Source organism: Novosphingobium cyanobacteriorum, from assembly GCF_029436685.1.
Classification (GTDB): Bacteria; Pseudomonadota; Alphaproteobacteria; order Sphingomonadales; family Sphingomonadaceae; genus Novosphingobium; species Novosphingobium cyanobacteriorum.
This window is the reverse complement of record NZ_JAROCY010000003.1, coordinates 117462-141561: the sequence shown is the minus strand read 5'-3', so window position 1 is coordinate 141561 and position 24100 is coordinate 117462. Positions and strand designations below refer to the sequence as shown.

The 24100-nt window shown below is 66.5% G+C and carries 18 protein-coding genes and 1 riboswitch; of the genes, 8 read left to right on the top strand and 10 right to left on the bottom strand.

What is annotated here, in order from left to right:
- Positions 1 to 34: 34 nt before the first annotated feature.
- The 5 genes from odhB to POM99_RS03885 all read right to left on the bottom strand — a co-directional run bounded on the left by odhB (position 35) and on the right by POM99_RS03885 (position 7386).
- Positions 35 to 1270 carry a 2-oxoglutarate dehydrogenase complex dihydrolipoyllysine-residue succinyltransferase gene (gene odhB, locus POM99_RS03905; RefSeq protein ID WP_277275496.1) on the bottom strand — a complete coding sequence of 412 codons (1236 nt, stop codon included), beginning with the start codon at positions 1268 to 1270 and terminating at the stop codon, positions 35 to 37.
- A gap of 52 nt (positions 1271 to 1322) precedes the next feature.
- Positions 1323 to 4163 carry a 2-oxoglutarate dehydrogenase E1 component gene (locus tag POM99_RS03900; protein WP_277275699.1) on the bottom strand — a complete coding sequence of 947 codons (2841 nt, stop codon included), beginning with the start codon at positions 4161 to 4163 and terminating at the stop codon, positions 1323 to 1325.
- Positions 4164 to 4415: 252 nt separating this feature from the next.
- Positions 4416 to 5378, bottom strand: a complete 963-nt coding sequence (gene mdh, locus POM99_RS03895; RefSeq protein ID WP_277275495.1) for a malate dehydrogenase — start codon at positions 5376 to 5378, stop codon at positions 4416 to 4418.
- A 298-nt stretch (positions 5379 to 5676) separates the two neighbouring features.
- Complete coding sequence (locus POM99_RS03890) at positions 5677 to 5997, bottom strand: hypothetical protein (RefSeq protein WP_277275494.1); 321 nt, start codon at positions 5995 to 5997, stop codon at positions 5677 to 5679.
- 135 nt (positions 5998 to 6132) lie between these two features.
- Positions 6133 to 7386: a cell wall hydrolase gene (locus POM99_RS03885; protein WP_277275493.1), complete on the bottom strand. Its 1254-nt coding sequence runs from the start codon at positions 7384 to 7386 to the stop codon at positions 6133 to 6135.
- A 296-nt stretch (positions 7387 to 7682) separates the two neighbouring features.
- Positions 7683 to 7871: riboswitch (cobalamin riboswitch) on the top strand.
- Between the two features lie 218 nt (positions 7872 to 8089).
- Between POM99_RS03885 and POM99_RS03880 the strand changes: the two genes are divergently transcribed.
- Genes POM99_RS03880 through POM99_RS03865 form a run of 4 tightly spaced genes read left to right on the top strand, consistent with a single transcriptional unit; the run spans position 8090 to position 12570 of the window.
- Positions 8090 to 9934 carry a TonB-dependent receptor plug domain-containing protein gene (locus POM99_RS03880; protein WP_277275492.1) on the top strand — a complete coding sequence of 615 codons (1845 nt, stop codon included), beginning with the start codon at positions 8090 to 8092 and terminating at the stop codon, positions 9932 to 9934.
- Positions 9921 to 10889 carry an ABC transporter substrate-binding protein gene (locus POM99_RS03875; RefSeq protein ID WP_277275491.1) on the top strand — a complete coding sequence of 323 codons (969 nt, stop codon included), beginning with the start codon at positions 9921 to 9923 and terminating at the stop codon, positions 10887 to 10889. The genes POM99_RS03880 and POM99_RS03875 overlap by 14 nt, the downstream gene beginning before the upstream one ends.
- Entirely contained in the window at positions 10886 to 11848 is a 963-nt protein-coding gene (locus POM99_RS03870) for a FecCD family ABC transporter permease (RefSeq protein WP_277275490.1), read from the top strand. Before POM99_RS03875 ends, POM99_RS03870 begins: the two co-directional genes overlap by 4 nt.
- Positions 11845 to 12570, top strand: coding sequence for an ABC transporter ATP-binding protein (locus POM99_RS03865; protein WP_277275489.1), 726 nt, complete (start codon positions 11845 to 11847; stop codon positions 12568 to 12570). The genes POM99_RS03870 and POM99_RS03865 overlap by 4 nt, the downstream gene beginning before the upstream one ends.
- Positions 12571 to 12721: 151 nt before the next feature.
- On the opposite strand, the gene POM99_RS03860 is transcribed toward POM99_RS03865, so the two are convergent.
- The gene (locus tag POM99_RS03860; protein WP_277275488.1) at positions 12722 to 14911 is read right to left on the bottom strand and encodes a M3 family metallopeptidase; all 2190 of its coding nucleotides are present in this window, start codon (positions 14909 to 14911) and stop codon (positions 12722 to 12724) included.
- A gap of 650 nt (positions 14912 to 15561) precedes the next feature.
- On the opposite strand from POM99_RS03860, the gene POM99_RS03855 reads away from it, so the two are divergent.
- The 4 genes from POM99_RS03855 to POM99_RS03840 all read left to right on the top strand — a co-directional run bounded on the left by POM99_RS03855 (position 15562) and on the right by POM99_RS03840 (position 19197).
- The gene (locus tag POM99_RS03855) at positions 15562 to 16695 is read left to right on the top strand and encodes a cobalamin-independent methionine synthase II family protein (RefSeq protein ID WP_277275487.1); all 1134 of its coding nucleotides are present in this window, start codon (positions 15562 to 15564) and stop codon (positions 16693 to 16695) included.
- Positions 16692 to 17090: a nuclear transport factor 2 family protein gene (locus POM99_RS03850; RefSeq protein ID WP_277275486.1), complete on the top strand. Its 399-nt coding sequence runs from the start codon at positions 16692 to 16694 to the stop codon at positions 17088 to 17090. Before POM99_RS03855 ends, POM99_RS03850 begins: the two co-directional genes overlap by 4 nt.
- Positions 17087 to 17830 carry an IclR family transcriptional regulator gene (locus POM99_RS03845; protein WP_277275485.1) on the top strand — a complete coding sequence of 248 codons (744 nt, stop codon included), beginning with the start codon at positions 17087 to 17089 and terminating at the stop codon, positions 17828 to 17830. Before POM99_RS03850 ends, POM99_RS03845 begins: the two co-directional genes overlap by 4 nt.
- Before the next feature lie 95 nt (positions 17831 to 17925).
- Positions 17926 to 19197 carry a S8 family serine peptidase gene (locus POM99_RS03840; RefSeq protein WP_277275484.1) on the top strand — a complete coding sequence of 424 codons (1272 nt, stop codon included), beginning with the start codon at positions 17926 to 17928 and terminating at the stop codon, positions 19195 to 19197.
- Positions 19198 to 19270: 73 nt separating this feature from the next.
- On the opposite strand, the gene POM99_RS03835 is transcribed toward POM99_RS03840, so the two are convergent.
- The 4 genes from POM99_RS03835 to atpD all read right to left on the bottom strand — a co-directional run bounded on the left by POM99_RS03835 (position 19271) and on the right by atpD (position 24088).
- Positions 19271 to 20119 (bottom strand): beta-etherase, encoded by an 849-nt coding sequence (locus POM99_RS03835; RefSeq protein ID WP_277275483.1) that lies wholly within the window; start codon positions 20117 to 20119, stop codon positions 19271 to 19273.
- Between the two features lie 382 nt (positions 20120 to 20501).
- Positions 20502 to 21890 carry a syringate O-demethylase gene (gene desA / locus POM99_RS03830; protein ID WP_277275482.1) on the bottom strand — a complete coding sequence of 463 codons (1389 nt, stop codon included), beginning with the start codon at positions 21888 to 21890 and terminating at the stop codon, positions 20502 to 20504.
- Positions 21891 to 22204: 314 nt separating this feature from the next.
- A complete protein-coding gene (locus POM99_RS03825) occupies positions 22205 to 22462 on the bottom strand; it encodes an ATP synthase F1 subunit epsilon (RefSeq protein WP_277275481.1) in 258 nt (85 codons plus the stop codon).
- 180 nt (positions 22463 to 22642) lie between these two features.
- Positions 22643 to 24088 carry a F0F1 ATP synthase subunit beta gene (gene atpD, locus POM99_RS03820; protein ID WP_277275480.1) on the bottom strand — a complete coding sequence of 482 codons (1446 nt, stop codon included), beginning with the start codon at positions 24086 to 24088 and terminating at the stop codon, positions 22643 to 22645.
- Between the last annotated feature and the right edge of the window lie 12 nt (positions 24089 to 24100).

The following is a 24100-nucleotide window of genomic DNA, read 5'->3' as shown; positions in this document are numbered from 1 at the left end:
CGGTCCCCCTCCCCTTTCAGGGGAGGATGCAATGTCAAAGATCGATCAGCAGGCGGGTCGGATCCTCGATCGCTTCCTTGATCGTCTTCAGTGCCGTCACCGCCTCGCGACCGTCAATGATGCGATGGTCGTAGCTGAGCGCGATGTACATCATCGGGCGCACCACGATCTCGCCATTGCGGACGACCGGGCGGTCCTCGATGCGGTGCAGGCCCAGCACCGCCGACTGCGGCGGGTTGATGATCGGGGTGGACATCAGCCCGCCGAACACGCCGCCGTTGCTGATGGTGAAGGTGCCGCCGGCCATGTCGGCCATGGTCAGCGTGCCGTCGCGCGCGGCCTTGCCATAGTTGGCGATGGCCTTTTCGATATCGGCAAAGCTCATCTTGTCGACATCGCGCACCACCGGCACAACGAGGCCATTGGGGGCCGAGACGGCGACCGAGATGTCGACGTAGTCGAAGTAGACGATCTCATCGCCCTGCATCTGCGCGTTGACGGCGGGAATGTCCTTCAGCGCCAGCACCGATGCCTTGGCGAAGAAGCTCATGAGGCCCAGCTTCACGCCGTGCTTCTTCTCGAACACGTCCTTGTACTTGTTGCGCGCTTCCATCACCGCGCTCATGTCCACGTCGTTGAACGTGGTCAGCAGCGCGGCGGTTTCCTGCGCGCTCTTCAGCCGCTTGGCGATGGTCTGGCGCAGGCGCGTCATCTTCACGCGCTCTTCGTTGCGGCCGGCCACGGGCGCGGCGGCGGCAGCCGGAGCGGCAGCCACGGCGGCAGGCGCGGGGTTGGCGGCCTTGGCCTGCGCCGCAGCCATCACGTCTTCCTTGGTCAGGCGGCCGTCCTTGCCGGTACCCTTCACGGTCGAAGGATCGATGCCGTATTCCAGCACCGCGCGGCGCACGGCGGGCGAGAGGACGGCCGGGTCACCGGCTTCGGCAGCGGGCGCGGGCGCGGGCGCGGGGGCCGCAGCGGGGGCAGGGGCAGCCTCGGTGCGGGGCGCGGGCTCCTGCGCGCCGGCCACGACCACGCCGTCCTCGATAACCGCGATCAGCGCGCCCACGTTCACCGTGTCGCCTTCGTTGACCATCAGCTGGCCCAGCACGCCGGCGGCGGGGGCGGGCACGTCAACGGCGACCTTGTCGGTCTCCAGGCTGACGATCGGCTCGTCCAGCTTCACCGCGTCACCCGGCTTCTTCAGCCACTGGCCGACGGTCGCTTCGCTCACGCTTTCACCCAGCGTCGGAACCTTGACTTCGATGGACATGGGTTGGTCTTCCTTGGGGAGATTGGGTTGCCGTGTGGGCTAAGGCGCTGCCTCAGCCCTTCTTCTTGCGGCGGATTTCGCCACGCACGGAAAGGGACAGGGCATCGGCCACCAGCGCGGCCTGCTCGGCGGCGTGCCGCTTGGCAAGGCCCGTGGCGGGCGAGGCGGCTGCGGCGCGGCCGGCATAGCGGGCGCGGCCCACCTTGCTCTTCGCGGCCTTCAGCGATTCCTCGATCAGCGGCTCCACGAAGAACCAGGAACCGTTGTTCTTGGGCTCTTCCTGGCACCACACCACTTCTTCAAGGTTGACCATGCGGGCCAGACGCAGGGCCAGCGGCTCGCCGGGGAAGGGGTAGAGCTGTTCAAGGCGGATGATCTGCGTGTCGGTGATGCCGGCGGCATCGCGCGCCTCGATCAGGTCATACGCCACCTTGCCGCTGCACAGGATGACCTTGCGGGTGTCCTGGTCCTGCGCGCCGTTGGTGTCGCTCAGGATGCGCATGAAGTGCCCGTCGCCCACAAAGTCGCTGGCGACCGACTTTGCCAACGGGTGGCGCAGCAGGCTCTTGGGCGTCATGATGATCAGCGGCTTGCGGAAAGGCCGGTGCATCTGGCGGCGCAACACGTGGAAGTAGTTGGCCGGCGTGGTGATGTTGCACACCTGGATGTTGTCTTCGGCGCAGAGCTGCAGGTAGCGTTCCAGGCGGGCGGAGGAGTGCTCCGGACCCTGTCCTTCATAGCCGTGCGGCAAAAGCATGACGAGGCCATTGGCGCGCAGCCACTTGGCTTCCGACGCGGCAATGTACTGGTCGATCATGATCTGCGCGCCGTTGGCGAAATCGCCGAACTGCGCTTCCCACAGCACCAGCGTCTTGGGATCGGCGCTGGCATAGCCGTATTCGAAGCCCAGCACGCCGTATTCGGAAAGCGGGCTGTCATGCACCTCGAACCGGCCGTGGGGCAGGGTGGTGAGCGGGATGTACTTGTGTTCGTCGGTCTGGTCCACCCACACCGAATGGCGCTGGCTGAAGGTGCCGCGGCCGCTGTCCTGCCCCGAAAGGCGCACGTTGAAGCCTTCGGTCACCAGGCTGCCATAGGCGAGTGCCTCGCCGGTCGCCCAGTCGAAGCCCGCGCCGCTGGAGAACATCTCGCGCTTGGCGTCAAGCACGCGGCCCAGCGTCTTGTGGATGGTCAGTCCCTCGGGCACCGTGGTCAGCACACGGCCCAGGCTGTCGAACAGCTTCTGGTCGATGCCGGTGGGCACGTTGCGCCGTGCGGTCACCGGGTCAGCCGGCTTGTTCAGCCCGCTCCAGCGCCCGCCGAACCAGTCGGCCTCGTTCGCCTTGTAGCTCTTGGCCGCTTCGAACTCGGTTTCCAGCGTGGCGACGAAGTGGTCCTCCACCTCGCCCTTGTAATCCTTGTCGATCACGCCCTGCTGCACCAGCCGCTCTGCATAGAGCGTCGAAACTCCGGGATGCTGGCGGATGCGCTGATACATCAGCGGCTGGGTAAAGCCTGGCTCGTCGCCTTCGTTGTGGCCAAAGCGGCGATAGCACCACATGTCCACCACGATATCGCGACCGAACTGCTGGCGGTAATCGATCGCCAGCTTGCAGGCAAAGGTCACCGCTTCCGGATCGTCGCCGTTCACGTGGATGATCGGCGCCTGCACGCCCTTGGCCACGTCTGATGGGTATGGGGAGCCGCGGCTGAACTGGGGCGATGTGGTGAAGCCGATCTGGTTGTTGATCACAAAGTGGATGCAACCGCCGGTGTTGTAGCCCTTCACGCCGGAAAAGCCGAAGCATTCCCACACGATGCCCTGGCCGGCAAAGGCCGCGTCGCCGTGAATCAGGATGGGCAGCACCTGCTTGTGCTTGCCGGGGCCGATATCGTCGCGGAAAACCTGCTGCGCGCGCGCCTTGCCCAGCACCACCGGGTCCACCGTTTCGAGGTGGCTGGGGTTGGGCTGCAGGCTCATGTGCACCTTGATGCCGTCGAATTCGCGATCGGTGCTGGTGCCCAGGTGATACTTCACGTCGCCCGAACCGCCCACGTCCTCGGGGTTTGCGGTGCCGCCCGAAAATTCGTGGAAGATCACGCGGTACGGCTTGGCCAGCACGTTGGCGAGCACGTTCAGGCGGCCACGGTGGGCCATGCCATAGATGATCTCGCGCACGCCCTTCTGGCCGCCATACTTGATCACCGCTTCCAGCGCGGGGATCATCGATTCACCGCCATCCAGGCCGAACCGCTTGGTGCCGACGTACTTCTTGCCGAGGAACTTCTCGTACTGTTCGCCGCGCACCACGGCGGCAAGGATCGCCTTCTTGCCGTTGGGGGTGAAGTCGATGTTCTTGTCGCCGCCCTCGATGCGGTCCTGGATGAACTTGCGCTCCTCCACGTCGGAGATGTGCATGTATTCGAAGCCGACCTTGCCGCAATAGTTCTTGCGCAGGATCGCCACGACCTCGTTCATCGTGGCCCATTGCAGGCCCAGCACGCCGCCCATGAACACCTTGCGGTTCAGGTCACCGGCCAGGAACCCGTGGTATTCGGGCGAAAGGTCGGCCGGCAGGTCCTGCTTCGAAAGGCCCAGCGGGTCGAGATCGGCGGCCAGATGCCCGCGCACGCGATAGGTGCGCACGATCAGCATGGCGCGGATCGAATCCATCGCCGCCGCTTCCAGCGCCGCTTCATCCAGTGCGGGCGCGCCGGGCTTCTTCGCAGCCTTGGCGATTTCCAGCTTCAGCGCCATCGGGTCGAGCGCGCGGGTCAGGTCGTCGCCCGCCGCCGCGTCCATGATCGGCCACCGCTTGCTGGCCCACGAAGGGCCCTGCTGCGGCGCGTCCTGCGTCGGATCGATCTCGAACTCGTGCATTTCCTGACCCATGGCCATCAAACTCCTGTCGCCCCAGGGGAGGGGTGGGGCTCCCGGAAAATATATCGCCCGCGCCGTGGCGCGATGGCGGTTGGTACTGTTGCGGGCCGGCAAACGTTCCCGCGATAATTCGTCAACCATCGCCGGCGCACGCATGCGCGGCTTTAACGATGAACCTGCAATGCCCCGCTTCGCAGCGGGTAGGTAGAAAGCCGGAGCGCCCGGGCGGCACGACCATGCGCGCCGCCCGGTGCTTCTACGGCATCAGGCCAGCGAGGGATCGATGCCCTTGCAGGCAACCAGCAGTTCCTTCACGGCGTCGACCGAGACCTGCAGGTTCGCCTTCGCGGTGTCGTCCAGCGCGATTTCGATCACCTTTTCCACGCCACCGGCGCCGATCATCACCGGCACGCCGACATAGAGGCCGTCAACGCCATAGGCGCTGTCGACATAGGCGGCGCAAGGCAGGATGCGCTTCTGGTCGTTGAGGTAGGCTTCGGCCATGGCGATGCCCGAGGCGGCCGGGGCATAGAACGCCGAACCGGTCTTGAGCAGGCCGACGATCTCGCCGCCGCCCGAACGGGTGCGCTGCACGATCGCGTCGATCTTTTCGGCGGTGGACAGGCCCATCTTGACCAGGTCGGTCACCGGGATGCCCGCGACGGTCGAATATTCGACCACCGGCACCATGGTGTCGCCATGGCCGCCGAGCACGAACGAGTTCACGTCGCGCACCGAAACGCCGAATTCCCAGGCGAGGAAGGTGCTGAAGCGCGCCGAGTCGAGCACGCCTGCCATGCCGACGACCTTGTTGGTCGGCAGGCCGGAGAATTCGCGCAGCGCCCAGACCATCGCGTCGAGCGGGTTAGTGATGCAGATCACGAAGGCGTCTGGCGCGTTGTCGCGGATGCCTTCGCCAACCGCCTTCATCACCTTCAGGTTGATGCCAAGCAGGTCGTCACGGCTCATGCCGGGCTTGCGCGCCACGCCGGCGGTGACGATGATCACGTCCGCGCCTGCGATGTCCTTGTAATCGTTGGTGCCGATGATCTTGGCGTCAAAGCCTTCCACCGGGCCGCACTGCGACAGGTCGAGCGCCTTGCCCTGGGGTACGCCTTCCACGACGTCGAACAGCACGATGTCGCCCAGTTCCTTCTGGGCGGCGAGGTGGGCCAGCGTACCACCAATGTTGCCGGCGCCGATCAGCGCGATCTTCTTGCGAGCCATGCTTTACGGTCCTTTCCCGTAATCCGCGGGACAAGAGTTCAAGCCACCGCACGATGGCCCCTCACGCGTCCCGCATGACGGGAAGGAAACCGGGCGGTTGGGCGCGCCCTAGGCCCCTCTGGCGGGGATGGCAAGCTGGAAAAACCGCCTATTTCCGCCTTTTTTCGATAACAGTTCGCAATAGCATTAAGGGGACTGGAAGAACCCTTGTCACTCTTCTGCCGCTCTCCACCCGTGCTGGCCACGGCTGTCGAGCGTCGTTTGGCAAGCATGGGCTGGCGGGGCAAGTCCCGCGCGCTCAGCGTCCGCGCTGAAGCCGCAGGGCCACGCCCCGGTCAAGCGTGCGGCACACGCCCATCCAATGCCGCGCCTTGTCGAGATCGCCCGATGCGCGGGCGGATTCCGCCTCCTGTCCGGCGCGCTCGGCGGCGGCAAATCCGTGTTCCGCGAAATAGCGCAGCGCGGCGGCAAGGGTTGCATCGTCGCTGGCCCAGTGCCCCGGCCGGCGCGCCACCACGTTGTCATTTGCCGCGCGCCGCTTGGCCAGCCCGTACCGCACCTGTGGCGGCTGCACCAGACAGGGCGAGATCCGGCCATAGCGGGGGGCAAAACGTACCATCGGGGCGATTTCTCCGTGTTGGCATGGGTGCGCCTCGGCGCGCTCCGTGCCAGCCCCTTCTATGTCAGGCGTGTGAACGTCACGTGTGCCGTTAGGGTAAAGAAGAAAATAAGGGTATTTTACCAGAAGGTTAAATCACGCACCCGGCTGCGCGATCCACTTGCCCGCGTTCTCGTACGCGGGATTCACCGTGCTTCCGCCCGGCAATCCGCCTGCCTTGTACACCGCATCGCCACCCCGTTCCTGCACTTCGGAAGAGAAAGCGGGAGCCGTCGCGTGGGGCAGGGGCGCCTGCCCGAACGAAGCAGTGGCCGGTGCCGCCGCGCTGGTGCGCAGCGCCTCGAGCCGGCCGGATTCGAACGCCTTTTCCAGCTGCACCGGATCGGCCACATCGGCCGGCGTCGGCGTCCAGGTGCGCGGGTGCGGCGCGGCGATCGGCTCGCCTCCGGCATAGACCTGCGTGAACGCGGCAGGCCGTCCCGCCGCGCCGCCCCAGCGATAGAAGCGGTGCGCGCCGATCGTGCCGATGAAGCTAAGGCTGTCCGCCCAATAAGGATGCACTGCACTGGTGTGGTAATGCGTGGCCAGGCCCACCGGCGCGAACACATATCCGGCCAGCGCATCGGCGGCCACGCGCCGGGCGCGGTCCCAGAACTGGCGCACCGGCCGCCGCGCCAGCGATCCGTCGCAGGCAAAGCTGAACTGGCAGCCGGGCCGCTCGCTGCCCTGATAGACCACGCCGCACACCGTCTTCGGGTAGGCCGGATGGCTCACCCGGTTCAGCACCACCTGCGCCACCGCGCGCTGGCCCGGATCGGGCTCGCTCGCCGCTTCGTAATAGATCGCGGCGGTCAGGCACTGCAGCGCCCGCCACTGGTCCTCGCCGCTGCCACGCGCCATCAGCGGGCGGGCCGAAGGTCCGATCAGGTCCCCAGCGGGTCTTTCCTCGTCGTCGCGCCGCGCAACGCTCGCCCATGCCTTCGCGGCTTCCTCGGGCGTCAGCAGCCCGCTGTCATCGGCGGAGACATAGTAGAACGCAGAACCGGGAAAGCTCTCGCCCGCCTGCTCGAACGGTTGCAGCCCGGCCGCGCGGCCCTGCGCCCGCGCGGCGTCAATGCCACCCGGCGTGCCCCAGCCGATCGCGCCCAGCGATGCCGCCAGCAGGCCCAGCGCGGCGATTCCGCCCGCGCGCTGGCGCCACGCCTGCGGCTTCTGCAGCTTTCGGCGCAACGAAACCATGTCGCGACGGCGGATGCGCGCTTCGAAATCGCGCGGGCGCTCGCTGTCCGGCACGGGCGCGGTCACGCTCTCGCGCGGGGGCGGCACGGCCCCCGGCGGCAGCATCACCGGCCTGTATTGGATCTCCAGCGGCACCTTGTCCTCGCGCACGTGCAGGTCTGCACTTCTGCGCTACGCCCCTTCCGGCCCGCCCGCACCCGCACAAATCCGCCCGTCCCGATACGGCACAACCCCCTGCCATCGGGTTAAGGTGCCGGATTGGTTCGTGCGCGGCTGCAAGAAAATCTGGTTCGCGCAGAGGGCGCAGAGTTCGCAGAGAGAAATGAAAGCCTGCGGCGCAGCCGCCATCCGCTCTGCTCTTTCTTGCCACTTCTCTGCGTCCTCTGCGCTCTCTGCGCGAACCCCATTCCAAACCCCTCTTGCCCCAAGGTGCAAACCTCGCTAACCGCGCCGCCGACGCCACCGGTGCCCTCGAAAGGGGGCTAAGAGGGAATCCGGAAAACCAAGACCGGAGCTGCCCCCGCAACTGTGTCCGGAGAGCGCCCCGTCCACATGCCACTGGCGAAAAGCCGGGAAGGCGGGCGGGGGGCGATGACCCGGGCGAGCCAGGAAACCTGCCGGTGTGTGGTCGTTCCGCGGCCGGGCGGGGTGTACCGGGCGCAAGCTGGTGAGTCTTCGTGCCTTTGGCCCCGCGAAGCTCCCGCCATGGACGGCAAGTATCGTCCATGGGCCGGGAGTATCGTTTGTGTTCTCGATTTCGCACCCGAATTCTGCCCACCCCCGGCCCCTCCCGCATTCGGGAGGGGAGCGAGACCTGGCGCGCGCAGCGCGTCTGGTCGCAGCGGGGTGGGCCATGTCGGCCACGATAATGGCGGTCCCCGCGCTGGCGGAAGAGGCCGCGCCGGCAGACCAGATCACCGTCGTCGCCACCGGCAGCAAGATCCGGCTCGACCAAACGGGCCAGCCGATCACCGTGATCACTGCCGATGAACTCGATCGCCTGCAGGGCCCCGATCTCACCCGCGCGCTGCAGCAGGTGCCCGGCCTCGTGCTCAGCCGCAACGGCGGCCTGGGATCGTTCACCGGCGTGCGCCTGCGTGGTGCCGAAGCCGAACAGGTCCTCGTGCTGATCGACGGCGTCCGCGTGGAAGACGTCTCGGCCCCTTCGGGCGGGTTCGATTTCGGCACGCTGACCGCCGGCGGCGTGGGCCGCATCGATGTGCTGCGCGGCGCCAACTCGGTCGTCTGGGGCAGCGCCGCGATCGGCGGCGTCATCGCGGTGCAGAGCCGCGAACTGAACGGCGTGGACGCCTCGGTCGAAGGCGGCAGCGGCAACAGCTGGTCGGCAGACGGCAACGCCGGCCTTGTGCGCGATGGCTATGCGCTCACCCTCAACGGCGGCTACGACCGCACCGACGGGCTCACCTCGGCCGCCGCCAATGGCGCGGAAAAGGACGGCTTCCGCCAGTGGCGCGTCGGCGGCAGGGGCCGCGTGAACCTCACGCCCGCGCTCTCGCTCACCGCCGTTGGCCGCTATGCCGATAGCCGGACCGACATCGACGGCTTTCCGGCGCCCACCTTCACCTTTGCCGATACCCCGGAATACCAGGTCACCCGCCAGGCGTCCGGCCGCCTCGGCGCACATTATGAAACCGCTGCGCTCACGCTGGACGCCGGCTATGCTCTGTCAGACACCAAGCGCGATTATTACGATCCCACCTTCGGCACTGATCCGTCCTATGGCTATCGCGCCCGATCGGAACGCGCGGACCTCACCGGCCGGGTTGCACTGCCGGCCCGCTTCGCGCTCGATTTCGGCACCGATACGGAACGCACCCGCTATTCGGGCAGCTTCGATGCGGAGCAGAAGGCGCGTCTTTCCTCCGGCCACGCCATGCTCGGCTGGTATGGCAACGCCGCCTCGCTCGCTGCGGGCCTGCGCTATGACGATCACAGCCGCTTCGGTCACGCCTGGACCTTCGGCGCCAACGGCAGCGTGAAGCTGCCCGCCAACCTGCGCCTGCGCGCCTCCTATGGCGAAGGGTTCAAGGCGCCCACGCTGTTCCAGCTGCTCTCGAACTATGGCAACGCCGCGCTCGTGCCCGAACGCGCCAGAAGCTATGACGCCGGCCTTGAATGGACGATCCCCACCGTCCACGCCGCGCTCACCGTCTTCCGCCGCGACAGCCGCAACCTGATCGCCTATGTCTCGTGCTTCGGCGTCACCACCGGCATCTGCACCAATCGCCCGTTCGGCACTTATGACAACATCGGCAAGGCCCGTGCCGAAGGCGTCGAGGCGGAGCTTGATCTCACGCCGGTCCCGGCGCTGCAGGTCCGCTTTGCCTATACCTACACCCGCGCGCGCAACCTCACGATTGGTGATGCCAACAACGGCAACGACCTTGCCCGTCGCCCGCGCCACGCGCTGACCACCACGCTTGACTGGACAACGCCGCTCCACGGCCTCACCCTCGGGGTCGACATGCGCGTCCAGTCCGACAGCTTCGACAACGCATCGAACGCCACGCGTCTCGATGGCGGCAGCATGGCCACGCTGCGCGCCAGCCTGCCCGTGGCGGAAAAGGTCGAAGTGTTCGGCCGTGTCGAAAACCTGTTCGACAGCCGCGCGCAGACCGCCGCCGGCTATGGCGTGCCCGGCCGCGCCGCCTTTGGCGGAATCCGTGTCCGCTACTGATCCTGATCTGACCTGCTTCGGCATGCCGAAGAAGGGGGACCGCCGCACGACCCCGCGGCGAGGGGTGGTATTCCCCACGCTTGCCATGCTCCTCTCCGCCTGCGTTCCTCAAACGCAGGCGGAGGTCCCCCGTCCCCATACCACCATCGTCAGTCTGAACCCCTGCGCCGATGCCATCCTTGCCGAGGTCGCCGATCCGGGCCAGGTCCTCGCCATCTCGCACTACAGCGCCGATCCGCGCTCGGCCTCGATGCCCGCGCAGCAGGCGCGACGGTATCGCATTACGCGCGGCACGGTCGAGGAGGTCGTCGCCCTCCACCCCGACGTCGTCATCGACAGCAGCTTCATCGCGCCCGCCACCGCCGGGGCTTATGCCCGGCTCGGCCTGCGGCTTGAGACCGTCGGCACCGCCAACACCATCGACGATGCCCGCTCGCAGGTTCGCCAGCTTGCCGCACTTGCCGGGCATCCCGAACGTGGCGAGGCGCTGATCGCACGCATCGATGCCGCGCTCGCCGCCGCCTCGCCCGCTCCCGGCTCTGTCCCGGTCCCTGCGGTCATGTGGGAATCGGGCGGCATGGTTCCGGGTGACCAGACCCTGATCGCAGACCTCATGCGCCGCACCGGCTTCACCAATGCCAGCGCCGCCAAGGGCTATGGCCAGGCCGATATCCTCCCGCTCGAACGCCTGCTGGCCGATCCTCCGCGCGTGATCTTCACGACCGCCGCGGGCGAGGGCGCCCACGATGCCGACCGCATGCTCACCCACCCCGCGCTCGCCACGCTGAAAGGCGTGCAGCGCGCCCGCTTCGCCCCGAACCTGCTCTACTGCGCCGGTCCCACCTTGATCCGTGCCACAAGGCGCCTCGCTGAAGTCCGCAACCAGCTATCACCCCTCCCGCTTGCGGGAGGGGTCGGGGGAGGGCCTGTTCCGTCATGGGCGGCAGCCCGATGACACGCCCGGTCCCGCTCCTCCTCACCCTGCTCCTGCTCGCCCTCCCGCTCTCCCTCCTTGCCGGGCAGGTGTGGATCGCGCCCTTTGCTCCGCCGGTGAAGAACGCCATCCCCATCCTGATGGAACTGCGCCTGCCGCGCGCGGTGCTGGCGCTGGTGCTCGGCGCCGGGCTGGGCGCATGTGGTGCGGCGATGCAGGGCTATCTGCGCAACCCGCTGGCCGATCCCGGCCTGTTCGGCATCGCGCCGATGGCGGCGCTGGGTGCGGTGCTGTCGTTCTACACCGGCTATGCGGTGCAGCCCTTCGCCCTGCCGCTGTTCGCGCTGACCGGCGCGGCGCTGGGCATGCTGCTGCTCGCGCTCATTGCCGGGCGCGCCGCCTCGGTCGTGCTGTTCACGCTGGCCGGGATGATGCTCGCCAGCCTCTCGGGCGCGCTCACCAGCCTCGCCATCTCGCTTTCGCCCAATCCCTTCGCGCTCAGCGAGATCGTCACCTGGCTGATGGGCGCGCTGGAAAACCGCGGTTGGGATGAAGTGTGGATCGCCCTTCCGCCCACGCTGCTCGGCCTGCTCCTGCTTGCCCGCGCCGGCCGCGCGCTCGATGCGCTCACCCTGGGCGAGGCTGCCGCCCGCTCGCTCGGCGTCGATCCGGTGCGGCTGCAATGGCTGATGGTCATGGCCTGCGGGCTCATCGTCGGTTCGGGCGTGGCAGTGGCGGGGATCATCGGCTTCGTCGGCCTGATGGTGCCGCACATGGTCCGCCCGTTCACCAGCCAGCGCCCCTCCGCGCTGCTCGTGCCCAGCGCGCTCACCGGGGCGCTGCTGCTGCTGCTGGCCGATTGCCTGTGCCGTGTGCTCCCGCTCACCGGGGGCGAGCTGCGCCTCGGCATCGCGCTAAGCCTCATGGGCGCGCCATTCTTCCTGCGCCTGCTGCTGCGCATGCGGAGCACGCTGGCATGACACTGGCAACAGAGAACCTTGCCGTGCCGGGTCGCCTCCATGGTGTCAGCCTGTCGCTGCGGGCCGGAGAAGTCACGGCGATCCTCGGCCCCAACGGCGCAGGCAAGTCCACGCTGCTTTCCGCGCTCGCCGGCCTGCTGCCCGGTCCGGTCAGCCTTGATGGCAACCTGCTCGGTCAGCTTCCCGCCAGCGTGCGCGCGCAGACGATCGGTTACCTGCCGCAATCAGGCGAAGTCGCCTGGAACCTCAGCGTGGAAAGCCTTGCCGCGCTCGGCCGCCTGCCACACCGCACCGCCCCGGCACAGGATGCGCAGGCCATCGATGCCGCGCTCGCCGCACTCGATCTCGATGACTTGCGCCATCGTCCCGTTGCAGAGCTTTCCGGAGGCGAACGCGCCCGCGCATTGCTGGCCCGCGTCCTTGCCGGAACGCCGCGCTGGATCCTGGCTGATGAACCGCTCGCCAGCCTCGATCTCGCACACCAGCAGGCACTGCTCCACCGCTTCCGCGCACTCGCGCAACGCGGGCAGGGTATCGTGCTGGTCCTGCATGATCTGGCGCAGGCGATGAACCACGCAGATCGCGTGATCGTGCTGGACCGGGGCTTCGTCGTGGCCGATGGCCTGCCCGACGACGTTCTCGATCCCGTGCTGATTGAACAGGTCTGGGGCCTCCAGGCGCAATGGCTGGGCGAACCCGGCCACCGCGCGCTGGCTTGTTGAGAACCTGCCTGCGCGAAATTGCTCACCCCGCTGCGACTAGGTTCGCCTCCGGCTCACCAAGTCTCGCGCCCCTCCCGCAAGCGGTAGGGGGCTGGCGTATATTCTCCCCTCCCGCTTGCGGGAGGGGGCGGGGGTGGGCTTGTTTCCTAACCTACCTGTCCAGCCCCAGCTGCTCCAGCATCGGCCCCACCTGCGGCTCGCGCCCGCGGAATTTCAGCCACACCTGGTCCAGCGGCTCGCGATCGCCCTTGGCCAGCACCAGCTCGCGGAAACGCTGGCCGTTGGCGCGGGTCATGCCGCCATGCTCCAAGAACCACTGATAGGCGTCCGCCTCCAGCATCTTGGTCCATTCATAGGCATAATAACCCGCCGCATATCCGCCGCCGAACACATGGCGGAAGCTGGTCACGCGATAGCGCGTCGGCACCATGTCCACCGGCAGGCCGGTTTCCTTCAGCGCCTGCGCCTCGAATGCGTCCACGTCCTGCGGGGTCTGGCCCGGGGCCAGCACGTGCGCTTTCATGTCCAGCTGCATCGCCGCAAGCGCGCTCGCGGTGTCGAACGCCTTGTCGAACTTGCCCGCCGCCACGATCTTCGCCGCCAGTGCCGGCGGCATCGGCGCGCCGGTCTTCCAGTGCTTGGCATAATGCGCCAGCACGCTCGGCTCGAACGCCCAGTGCTCGTTGAACTGCGAAGGGAATTCCACGAAGTCGCGCGCATCGGTGGTGCTCGCCACGCGCGGGTATCCGCCTGCGGCAAACAGGCCGTGCAGCGCGTGGCCGAATTCATGGAACAGCGTGATCACATCGTCGTCGGTCGCCAGCGCCGGCTGGCCGGGCGCGGGCGGGGCAATGTTCAGCACGTTATAGACCACCGGCTTGGTGCCGAACAGCGGGCTGCCGGGCACCACCGTGTCCATCCACGCGCCGCCCTGCTTGGTGTCGCGCTGGAACGGGTCGATCAGGAACAGGCCCAGCGTGCTGCCATCCTCTTCGTGCACTTCATACACGCGCATTTCGGGCCGCCAGCCCTTCAGGTCCTCCCGCCGGTGGAAGGTGATGCCGTAAAGCTGGGTCGCGGCATGGAACACGCCGTCCTCCAGCACGCGCCACGTTTCGAAATACGGCTTCGCCTCGCTGGAATCGAAGGCGAACTTCTTCTTGCGCACATCCTCGGCATAGCGCTTCCAGTCCCACGGCCTCGGCTCGAACTTGCCACCCTTGGCCTTGATCGCCGCGCGGATGTCCACCGCATCGCGCGCCACGGCCTTGGCCGTGGGTGCATCCAGCGCGTCGAGGAACGCGGTCACCTTGTCAGGGCTGCGCGCCATCTGGTCCTGCAGGTTCCATGCGGCGTAGCTGGGATAGCCCAGCAGCTTCGCCTTTTCCGCGCGCAGCGCCAGCACTTGCGCCGTGATCGTGCGGGTGTCGTTGGCGTCGCCCTTGGTGGCGCGGGTCCACCCGGCCATGAACACCTTTTCGCGCAGCGCCCGGTCGGCCAGCGCGTCTGCCTGCGGCTGTACCGTGGTGTTGGTCACGCCCAACAGCCACTTGCCGGTCAGCCCGCGCGCCTTGGCCGCTTCGGCCGCTGCCGCGATCTCGGCGGTGGAAAGCCCGGCCAGCGCCTGGGGGTTGTCGACCACCACCGCCGCATCCTTGGTCGCGGCGGTCAGCTTCTGGCCGAATGCGCTGGAAAGCGTGGCCAGCTGCGTGTCGATCTGCGCCAGCTTCGCCTTGTCGGCCTGGTTCAGCAGCGCGCCCTTCAGCACGAAGTCCTGGTAATACATCTCCAGCACGCGGTCCTGCTCGGGCGTCAGGCCCAGCGTTGCGCGTGCATCGTGCAGCGCCTTGATCCGCGCAAACAGCGCGCCGTTCAGGTAGAACTCGCTGTCCCACGCGGCCGTCATCGCTGCGGTCGTGGTCTCCACCGCGTCCAGCGCATCGCTGGTGTCCGCTGCATGAACCGCGCTGAACGCGCGCTGCGCCCGCTTCAGCACCTGGCGTGATGTCTCCAGCGCCTCGATCGTGTTGGCAAAGGTCGGCGCTTCGGCATTGGCGGTGATCGCCGCCACTTCGGCCCGCGCGATAACGATGCCTTCCTCGTGCCCGGCCTGATAGTCCGCCGGGGTATAGGCGTTGAAGTCCGGCAGCTCGAACGGCAGCGCGCTCGGCTTGGCAAAGGCGCTCGTGCCCGTCGGGATGGCCGGGGCGGGGGCAGGGGCGGGCGCTGCGGTCGGCACCGGGGTGGTTTGTACTTGCGTCATCTGGCCGGCGCATCCGGCAAGGCTCGATCCCGCCAGCAGCATGGCCGCCGCACGGATGGCATTCGTCTCAAATCGCATGAATCGCATGGTCCCGGTCTTGGTCGCAAGGCGCGTCGAGGTGTCAGAATATAGTCACTATTGCAACCACCTTTCACGTTGCTGAACGGACTTGGGAACAGTGCTCCTCCCATCCCCTTCAGGGGAGGGGATCGAGGGGTGGGGGTATCCGACGCGCGCTACTTGTCAGACCATGATCCATTTCGCGCAGAGACACGAAGACGCGAAGGGCTTCTGTTCGCGCTGCAGGCTTCGGATATCTGGCCGAGGCAGCGTTCAGATGGCCGCTTCGCCGCTGAAACATCGCCTTTGCGTCTTCGCGTCTTCGCGCGAAACAGGTTCATTCTTCTTTCTCGGCGCCCTCTGCGCGAAACCAACTTCCTGAAGTCCATCACCATGATGGCCTGACAGGCGTGATCTTTAATAACAGACACGTCTGTTATCTAAATTTCCTTTCCTACAGGCGGAGTTTCTGCTATGTTCCAATCATGAATGGCGCATTTCAGCCACTTTTTTCTGCTTTTTCGACCTTGTGGGGGTGGTTCGGCCGCAAATCGGATTTAACCCATTGTACAGTGTCAACTGTGTCAACCTAGCCCCGCAACTCCCGCTTGCGCATGGCGCTCATACCTCTATGAAAAGTTCACGGATATGAACTGGAGAGGCGCCTGATGGCCAAAATCAAGACCACCCATGTCGGCAGCCTGCCGCGCGGCGACGAGTTGACCCCGCTGCTGCTGGCGCGCGACAAGGGCGAGCCCTACGACGCCGCCGAATTTGATGCCAAGGTCTCCGCTGCGGTGGACGAGGCGGTGCGGCAGCAGGTTGAGGCCGGTGTCTCGATCGTCTCGGATGGCGAGCTGGGGAAGGTGGGGTACTCCACCTACATGATCGAGCGCCTGTCCGGCTTTGGCGGGCACATCGATCGCAAGCCCGCGGCGGACCTTGCCGAAGTGCCGAACCTCGCCAAGAAGCTCTCTGCGATCATGGGCAGCCAGGAATTCGTCCGCGCCTCGTGCATCGCCCCGGTGCGCAAGGTCACGCTGCAGCCGCTGCACGATGATATCCGCCGCTTCAAGGCCGCGCTGGCAAAGCACGCCGCGCCGGATACCGAGGCGTTCATGAACGCGGCCTCGCCGGGCCTGATCACCGCATTCCAGGTCAACCGTCATTATCCCAGCCACGAAGCCTATCTTGCCGATCTCGCCGATGCTATGCGCGAAGAGTACGAGACAATCGTGTCCGAAGGGTTCTACCTCCAGCTCGATTGCCCCGACCTGGCGATGAGCCGCCACACCGGCTACCAGGACCTTTCCGAGGAGGACTTCCTCAAGGTCGCCGCCGCCAACGTGGAGGCGCTGAACGCCGCCACCGCCAACATCCCGCCCGAACGGATGCGGATGCACATCTGCTGGGGCAATTACGAAGGCCCGCACGATCACGATATCCCGCTCGAACGCGTGATCGACATCGTGCTCAAGGCGCGGCCCGCCACCGTGCTGTTCGAAGCCGCCAACCCGCGGCACGAACACGAATGGAAGGTGTGGAAGGACGCGAAGCTGCCCGATCACAAGATCCTCGCGCCCGGCCTCATCGACACCTGCTCGAACTACATCGAGCACCCGGAGCTGATCGCCCAGCGCATCGAACGCTTCGCCGAATTCGTCGGGCCCGACCGCGTTGTCGCCAGCACGGACTGCGGCTTCGGCACCTTCGCCGGCTATGGCAAGCTTGATCCCATCGTCACCTGGCGCAAGCTCAAGGCCCTGCGCGAAGGGGCGGATATTGCGGGCGCCCGCCTGTGATCGAGGACGCCGAACGCCGCGCCATCGAGCACGAATGCGCCCGCCTCGTCGCACTCTACGCCAATCTGAATGACGAGGCGCGGTGGGGCGAGGTGGCCGCGCTCTATGCCGAGGACGGGGTGATGTATCGCCCCACCGCGCCCGATCAGGGCGTTGTTGGGCGCGAAGCGATCCTTTCCGCGTTCAAGGCCCGCCCGCCGCGCACCACCCGCCATGTCTGTTCCAACGTGGTGATCGATGTGGAAGGCCCCGCCACCGCGCGCGGCACCAGCGCGATGCTGCTGTTCACCGCGGCGGACGCGCCACCGCTGGTCGGATCGTTCCACGATCGCTTCTGCCTCACGGCCGAGGGCTGGCGCTTTGCCGAGCGGCGCGGCAGCCTGATCTTCACGTGAGCAGCCAGCCGCCCTCCAACCCGGTCAAGTCGGCGATGCGCACGCTCGACGTGATCGAGTATGTCGTCGCCCACCGCCAAGGCGCGGTGGCGCAGGAGATCGCCGGCGCTCTGGGCATCCCGGTGTCCAGCCTGTCCTACCTGCTCGCCACGCTCGCCGACCGCGAATACCTTGTGCGTGAAGGGCGGCGCTACCTGCCGGGGCCGGGGCTGGAACGGCTGCGCGTGGCGCCCGCCGCGCTGACGCTCGAAGACCGCGTCCGCCCGCTGGTCCGCGCGCTGAAGGGTGAACTGAACGAGACCGCATCGTTCATGGTGCGCGAAGGCTGGGAGATCGAGGCGCTGGTCACCGAGGCGGGCGAACAGGCGCTGCGCTATGCGGTGGAGCCCGGCATGCGCCGCCCGATGCACGCGCTCGCTTCGGGCAAGGTGATCCTCGCCGCGATTTCGGAAGACCTGCTGACGCACTACTTTGCCGAAAGCAGCCGTGGCGCGCTTACGCCCAATACCCGCGTGACCGAGGCCGATCTGCGCGCCGATGTCGCCACCATCCGCGCACTGGGATATTGCATCGCCCGTGAAGAGGCGACGCAGGGCATCGTGGGCACCGGCGTGGCCGTGGTGCGCGATGGCGCGGTGCTGGGTTCGTTCAGCGTGGCCGTGCCCACCGTCCGCTTCGACGCGGCCCTGCAGGAGCGCACCCTCAACGCCCTCCGCCGCGCCGCCGAGGCGCTGGGCTGAACGCGATGGTTATCGTTTCATCAGTGACGAATTGCGCTGGACCTTTAAAAAGATGTGAATAGGCTGCCCCAATCAAGACCTGGGGGGACTGACGCATGAAGAAGATTGCATTGGGGGCATCGCTCGTCGCACTGGCGGCTGCGGGATATGTGCTGGCTGCCGGCGGCGGCGCCGGCAGCGGCGGCGCGGCGCGGCTGATCACCCTGGCCAGCGGCGGCAGCGCAGCCAAGCCGGGCGCGCCTGCCGTGGCGGCAACGCCCGCACCCTCAGGCCGTCTGATCGCGGCGGCAGCGGGCAAGGGCATTCCCGACAGCTACATCTGCGTGTTCAAGAAGGGCGAGGTCAGCCCCAGCGGCGCACGTGGCGCGGCTGCCGAGGCGGCGCGGCGCGGCGGTGGCTCGCTCGGCCATGTCTATACCACGGCGCTGCAGGGCTTCTCCATCTCCATCCCGGCGCAGGCCGCGCAGGTGCTGATGGACAAGAACCCCAACATCGCCTGGTGTGAACAGGACCAGGAAATCGTGCTGATCGACGGCGTTTCGGCCACCGCGGGCAACACCGGCGGCACCACCACCCAGCCGGTGGAAAGCACCCCTCCGGGCATCACCGCGGTCAATGGCGGGGCCTATATCGGCACCAACCGCGCCTTCGTGATCGACACCGGCATCGACCTGACCCACCCGGATCTCAATGTCGAGCCGGTCAACTGCAACGGGGGCAGCTGCAACTTCGTGACCCGCGAAACATCGCCGCAGGACCTGAACGGCCACGGCACCCACGTTTCGGGCACGATCGCGGCGAAGGCCGGCAACGGCATCGGCGTAGTCGGCGTGGCCGCCGGTGCGCGGGTGATCGCGGTGCGCGTGCTGAACAAGCGCGGCAGCGGTTCCAACTCCGACGTGATCGCGGGCGTGGACTATGTCAGCCGGGTCGGGCGCGCGGGCGATGTGGCCAACATGAGCCTCGGCGGCTCGCTCTCCACCGCGCTGGACACGGCGGTGCTCAATGCATCGGCGGTGGTGAAGTTCGCGCTGGCCGCTGGCAACGAAACCGACGACGCCAACAACCACTCGCCCGGCCGCGTCAATGGGCCCAACATCTACACGATCGCGGCGATGAGCTGGAACGCCACCAGCAGGACCGGCACCTGGGCCAGCTTCTCCAACTACAACACCTCGATCGTGGACTACATCGAACCGGGAGTGAGCATCCTGTCGACCTGGCTCAACGGCGGGTACAACACGATCTCCGGCACTTCGATGGCCACGCCGCACATGGCCGGCATCCTGTTGACGGGCGCACCCAAGGCGGGCGGCACGGTGACACGCACCGGCACCAGCGAGGTCTATACGATCGGCACCCGCTGAACCGCGCAGGCAGCCTGAAAAAGGGAAGGGGGCCGATCGGCCCCCTTCTTCGTTGTGGCATTGGTGCGTGGGTTCAGGCGTCGGCCTGCTTCATGCCTTCGGTGATCTTGGTCGTTTCGGCGCGGGTGGAATCCGGGCCGGTGTTGCGCTTGTAGATGCCGCCCAGGCCCGCGCCGCGGTTGAACAGGTCGGGATCGCCTTCGCGCTGCTCCAGCCCGAACAGCGGGAACAGACCGGGGTGACGGCCAAGGCCGCCGTAGAGATCGAGGCAGCGTTCGATCCATGGGCGCAGCGGATCGTCATTGGCCAGCACGGGCGTCTTGCACACCGAGGCGGTGAACAGGATGCCGCCCAGGATGCGGTAATCGGCATAGTTGGGCGATGACCCGCCCAGCCAATCATGCTGGCCCAGCGCGGCGCGCAGCGGTTCAAGCGCGGCGGAGATGCCCGGCAGGCGCTGTTCACGGCCAGCCTGGATATCCTCCAGCTTGCGGCCCAGCATCTTTTCGCGGCTGTGGGTGATGTATTCGTGATCCGCCGGGACCGAAAGATCGCGGTAGTCGGCACAGAAGCAGCGCATCCACGGACCCACCGCTGCACCCCAGAACCAGTGGTCCAGCGCCTTCAGCGTGGCGGCGACGCTTTCATGCGGGACAAGCGCCGGACGGTCCGGATACTTCGCATCAAGGTATTCGACGATGCCCCAGCTATCGAGGACCCATTCGCCATCGTCGACAATGGCGGGCAGGCGCTCGGTCTTGCCGCCGGTGCGTTCGAGAATGCCGGTGAACCCGCCGGGCACGACATCGAGATCGAAGCCCTTGTGCTTCAGCGCATATTTGGTGGCCCATACGAACGGACTGATCGTCGCACCAGTGCTGAGCGCAAGGTCATAGAAGGTGATCGTGTTGTTGGCAGCCATGGGAATCCTCTCGTTTCTGGTTGCACCCAATCTGCCAGATATTGTTAGCAACACAAACTAAATTTGTGCGCGGGGGTGGCGGCCGAGGGGACAAGAGGATTTCGCGCGAAGACGCAAAGACGCGAAGGATTTGGTTCGCGCAGAGAGCACAGAGAAGGAAGGGGGAAAGGGAAGGGGGCGGCTGCGCCGCAGGCTGTCATTCGATTTGCAATCTTTTCCTCGCTGCGTCCTCTGCGATCTCTGCGCGAAAATCAAAGAGGCTGACTCGCAGCCAACAGCAGGAAAACAAACCGGTGAGGCAAGAAAGCGCCGGCCCCGTCGGGAGTGGGACCGGCGCTCGCCCTGCCGCTGTCACCCGACAGAGCAGAACTATACCTTGGTGTTACTTCTTGGTGCGCCAGCCCTCGGCGTAGCTGTCGCGCGCCACTTCGGAGTAGGGCACGGGGCTGACCACGGCCTTGATCTCGGTCTGCACGTGGGGTTCCACGGTCGGCTTGGTGGTGCCGCCGTTGGGTTCGCCCCACAGCAGGCTGACTTCGGTGCCCGGCGTCTCGAAGCCCGGCTCCATCATGGCGAGGGTGAGGAACTTGCCTTCGTTGGCGGTGTAGCCGATCCAGGTGGAAAGGCCGGCCAGCTTGCCATCCACCAGCACCTGATCGAACGGGTGCATGGAATAGACCGCGCTGGGATATTCCATGAACTTGGCACGATCGCCCTTGCTGAGCGCCGAGGACTGCACGCGCATCACGTCCTCGTTGTCGAGCGCGAGGGTGACCTTGGTGCGGTGCTTGCCCGCAGCGGCCATCTTTTCCAGCGCGGCGCGGCCGATGAACTCGTGATCGAACTTCACGAAGGGGCCGTAACCGAGATCCCACGGCGTGGTGTAGTAGCCCTCGATGGTTTCGGGCACATAGCTGCCGCCGACCGAGCACTTCGCCTCATAGGAATTGGCGGTCAGCCACTCGCGATAGGGCTGGAGCGCCTCGCCGGTGTAGATCGCCGGGAAGGGGGAGGGAATCCAGCCCGATTCCAGCGTGTTCGAGGAATAGGCGCGGCCGCCGACCAGCGCCATCTGGAACTCCTTGCCGGCCTCCACCAGCGCGGCGTGGACCGCGCCATAATCTTCCCACGGGCCCATCAGTTCAAAGCCCGGCTGCCCGGCCATGCCATGGCGCAGCGCGCGCACGGTCTTGCCGCCGATGGTCATGCGGGTCATGTGGAAGAACTTCAGCTCGGGGGCGGGTTTGCCGGTGGCCTTCTCGATGATCTTCATCGCGTTGGGGCCCTGCACCTGGAAGCGGTAGTTGTTGCGCTTGCCGTCGGTGCGCATCGCCCAGCGCTCGTCGCGCTCAACGGTCACGTTCCAGTCACCGGTGGCGGCGTGGTATTCCACCCATTCGATGGTGGGGGCACGGCCGACGAGGTTGAACTCGTTCTCGTCAAGGTAGAACAGGATCACGTCACCGATGACATAGCCATCCGGGGTGACGGGCACGAACTGCTTGGCGCGGTCCGGCTGGAAGTTCCTGAAGCTGTTGATGCCGAGGTATTCGAGCATCTTGAAGGCATCAGGCCCGCGCACGGCCAGGTCCACCATGTGGTAGGACTGGTTGTAGAGCACGGCGCTGTGCGCCCAGGCCCACTGTTCGGCGCGCCAGTTGGAATATTCGGCGGGAACGCCGGGATAGACATTCGGCCCAACCTGCTGGTTGCGGACGAAATCGACGAGGTTGCCCTGCGACTGGACGACGCTTTCGAGCGACTGGGACATGTCTTCAAACTCTCCCTTGGACTGCTTGGCCTTTCCATGGCGCATTTTCGCGCTCGTGAAAAGTTCGATATGCTGAATAACAGAAAAATCGTATGTGTCACATACAAATTTGATGTCGCAGCGATGTGCATCCGCCCAAGCGTCGAACCACCACCCCCAGCCCCTCTCCAGCGGGGAGGGGAGCGAGACTGGCCGAACCGAAGTGGGCTGCCTGGTCGCAGCGGGATGGGTGGTCCCGTCTCGCAAGGGAGGCCCAAACGAAAAAGGCCGGCACCCTTGCGGGAGCCGGCCTTTTTCAGTGCCCGAAGCGGGGATCAGCCTTCGGCGTGTTCGGCCAGGACGGTGAGGCCCTTGGCGGTCACTTCGGCGAAGCCGCCCTGCACCTGGATTTCCTCAGGCGCGGCGCCCGCGGTGCGATAAAGCTTGATCGCCCCGTCCTTCACCGTGGACATGAACGGCGCGTGGCCTTCCAGCACGCCGAATTCCCCGTCGGTGCCGGGAACGACGACCATGTGGACCTCTTCCGAACGGACGAGGCGGGCCGGGGTGACGAGTTCGAAGTGAAGGGACATGGATCAAACTCCCCTCCGCTTGCCGGAGGTCAAATCTCTCCCCTCCCACGGGGCGGGAGGGGCTGGGGGAGGGCTTGCTTGTTCAAGGGGAGGGTGCCCAACAGGCCCTCCCCCGCCCCCTCCCGCCAGCGGGAGGGGGGATTGAAGCGCCCCCGGCCCAAACGGGCGGGGCGCATCGCATTACGCCTCGGCAGCCAGCTTCTTGGCCTTTTCGACCGCTTCGTCGATGCCGCCGACCATGTAGAACGCGGCTTCGGGAAGGTGATCGTATTCGCCGTCGACCACCGCCTTGAACGAGCGCACGGTGTCTTCCACCTGCACGAACTTGCCGGGGATGCCGGTGAAGACTTCGGCCACGTGGAACGGCTGCGACAGGAAGCGCTGGATCTTGCGGGCGCGGGCGACGGTGAGCTTATCTTCTTCCGAAAGCTCGTCCATGCCCAGGATCGCGATGATGTCCTGCAGCGACTTGTACTTCTGCAGCGTTTCCTGAACGCGGCGGGCGGTTTCGTAGTGCTCCTGGCCGACGACGGCGGGCGAGAGCACGCGCGAGGTCGAATCGAGCGGGTCAACCGCCGGGTAGATGCCGAGTTCCGAGATCGCGCGGTTCAGCGTGGTCGTCGCGTCAAGGTGCGCGAACGAGGTGGCCGGCGCCGGGTCGGTAAGGTCGTCCGCGGGCACGTAGATCGCCTGCACCGAGGTGATCGAACCCTTGGTGGTGGAGGTGATGCGTTCCTGCAGCTGGCCCATGTCGGTGGCGAGGGTCGGCTGGTAGCCCACCGCCGAAGGAATACGGCCGAGCAGCGCCGACACTTCCGAACCCGCCTGGGTGAAGCGGAAGATGTTGTCGACGAAGAACAGCACGTCCTGGCCTTCCTGGTCGCGGAAGTATTCCGCCATGGTCAGGCCCGAAAGAGCGACGCGAGCGCGGGCACCCGGGGGCTCGTTCATCTGGCCGAACACGAGCGCCACTTTCGAACCATCGGGGGTCGGGTTGCCGTCGGCATCCTTGGCGATAACGCCGGCGTCGAGGAATTCGTGATAGAGGTCGTTGCCTTCGCGGGTGCGTTCACCCACGCCGGCGAACACTGACACGCCGCCGTGGCCCTTGGCGATGTTGTTGATCAGTTCCTGGATCAGCACGGTCTTGCCCACACCGGCGCCGCCGAACAGGCCGATCTTGCCGCCGCGTGCATAGGGGGCGAGAAGATCGATGACCTTGATGCCGGTGACGAGGATCGCGGCTTCGGTCGACTGGTCGATGAATTCCGGAGCCTTGGCGTGGATCGGGGCGGTCTGCTCAGCGCCGACCGGGCCACGCTCGTCGATCGGCTCACCGATGACGTTCATGATGCGGCCCAGCGTCTTGGGGCCGACCGGCACCGAGATCTGCGCGCCGGTGTTGGTCACCGGCTGGCCACGGGTGAGACCGTCGGTCGAGTCCATCGCGATGGTGCGGACGGTGCTTTCGCCGAGGTGCTGCGCCACTTCGAGAACAAGGCGGTTGCCGTTGTTGTCGGTTTCAAGCGCGGAGAGGATCGCGGGCAGTTCGCCTTCGAAGGTCACGTCGACGACGGCGCCGATGACCTGGCTGATCTTGCCGGTGGAGGTGAGCACGGTGGCCATGGTTGTTTCCTT

Bases quoted from the DNA above. Each gene is read 5' to 3' on its own strand.
- POM99_RS03860 (WP_277275488.1), bottom strand. From the start codon at position 14,911: ATGCGATTTGAGACGAATGCCATCCGTGCGGCGGCCATGCTGCTGGCG.
- POM99_RS03890 (WP_277275494.1), bottom strand. From the start codon at position 5,997: ATGGTACGTTTTGCCCCCCGCTATGGCCGGATCTCGCCCTGTCTGGTG.
- POM99_RS03865 (WP_277275489.1), top strand. From the start codon at position 11,845: ATGACACTGGCAACAGAGAACCTTGCCGTGCCGGGTCGCCTCCATGGT.
- POM99_RS03870 (WP_277275490.1), top strand. From the start codon at position 10,886: ATGACACGCCCGGTCCCGCTCCTCCTCACCCTGCTCCTGCTCGCCCTC.
- POM99_RS03825 (WP_277275481.1), bottom strand. From the start codon at position 22,462: ATGTCCCTTCACTTCGAACTCGTCACCCCGGCCCGCCTCGTCCGTTCG.
- odhB (WP_277275496.1), bottom strand. From the start codon at position 1,270: ATGTCCATCGAAGTCAAGGTTCCGACGCTGGGTGAAAGCGTGAGCGAA.
- POM99_RS03835 (WP_277275483.1), bottom strand. From the start codon at position 20,119: ATGGCTGCCAACAACACGATCACCTTCTATGACCTTGCGCTCAGCACT.
- atpD (WP_277275480.1), bottom strand. From the start codon at position 24,088: ATGGCCACCGTGCTCACCTCCACCGGCAAGATCAGCCAGGTCATCGGC.
- desA (WP_277275482.1), bottom strand. From the start codon at position 21,890: ATGTCCCAGTCGCTCGAAAGCGTCGTCCAGTCGCAGGGCAACCTCGTC.
- POM99_RS03855 (WP_277275487.1), top strand. From the start codon at position 15,562: ATGGCCAAAATCAAGACCACCCATGTCGGCAGCCTGCCGCGCGGCGAC.
- POM99_RS03840 (WP_277275484.1), top strand. From the start codon at position 17,926: ATGAAGAAGATTGCATTGGGGGCATCGCTCGTCGCACTGGCGGCTGCG.
- POM99_RS03900 (WP_277275699.1), bottom strand. From the start codon at position 4,163: ATGGGTCAGGAAATGCACGAGTTCGAGATCGATCCGACGCAGGACGCG.
- mdh (WP_277275495.1), bottom strand. From the start codon at position 5,378: ATGGCTCGCAAGAAGATCGCGCTGATCGGCGCCGGCAACATTGGTGGT.
- POM99_RS03880 (WP_277275492.1), top strand. From the start codon at position 8,090: ATGTCGGCCACGATAATGGCGGTCCCCGCGCTGGCGGAAGAGGCCGCG.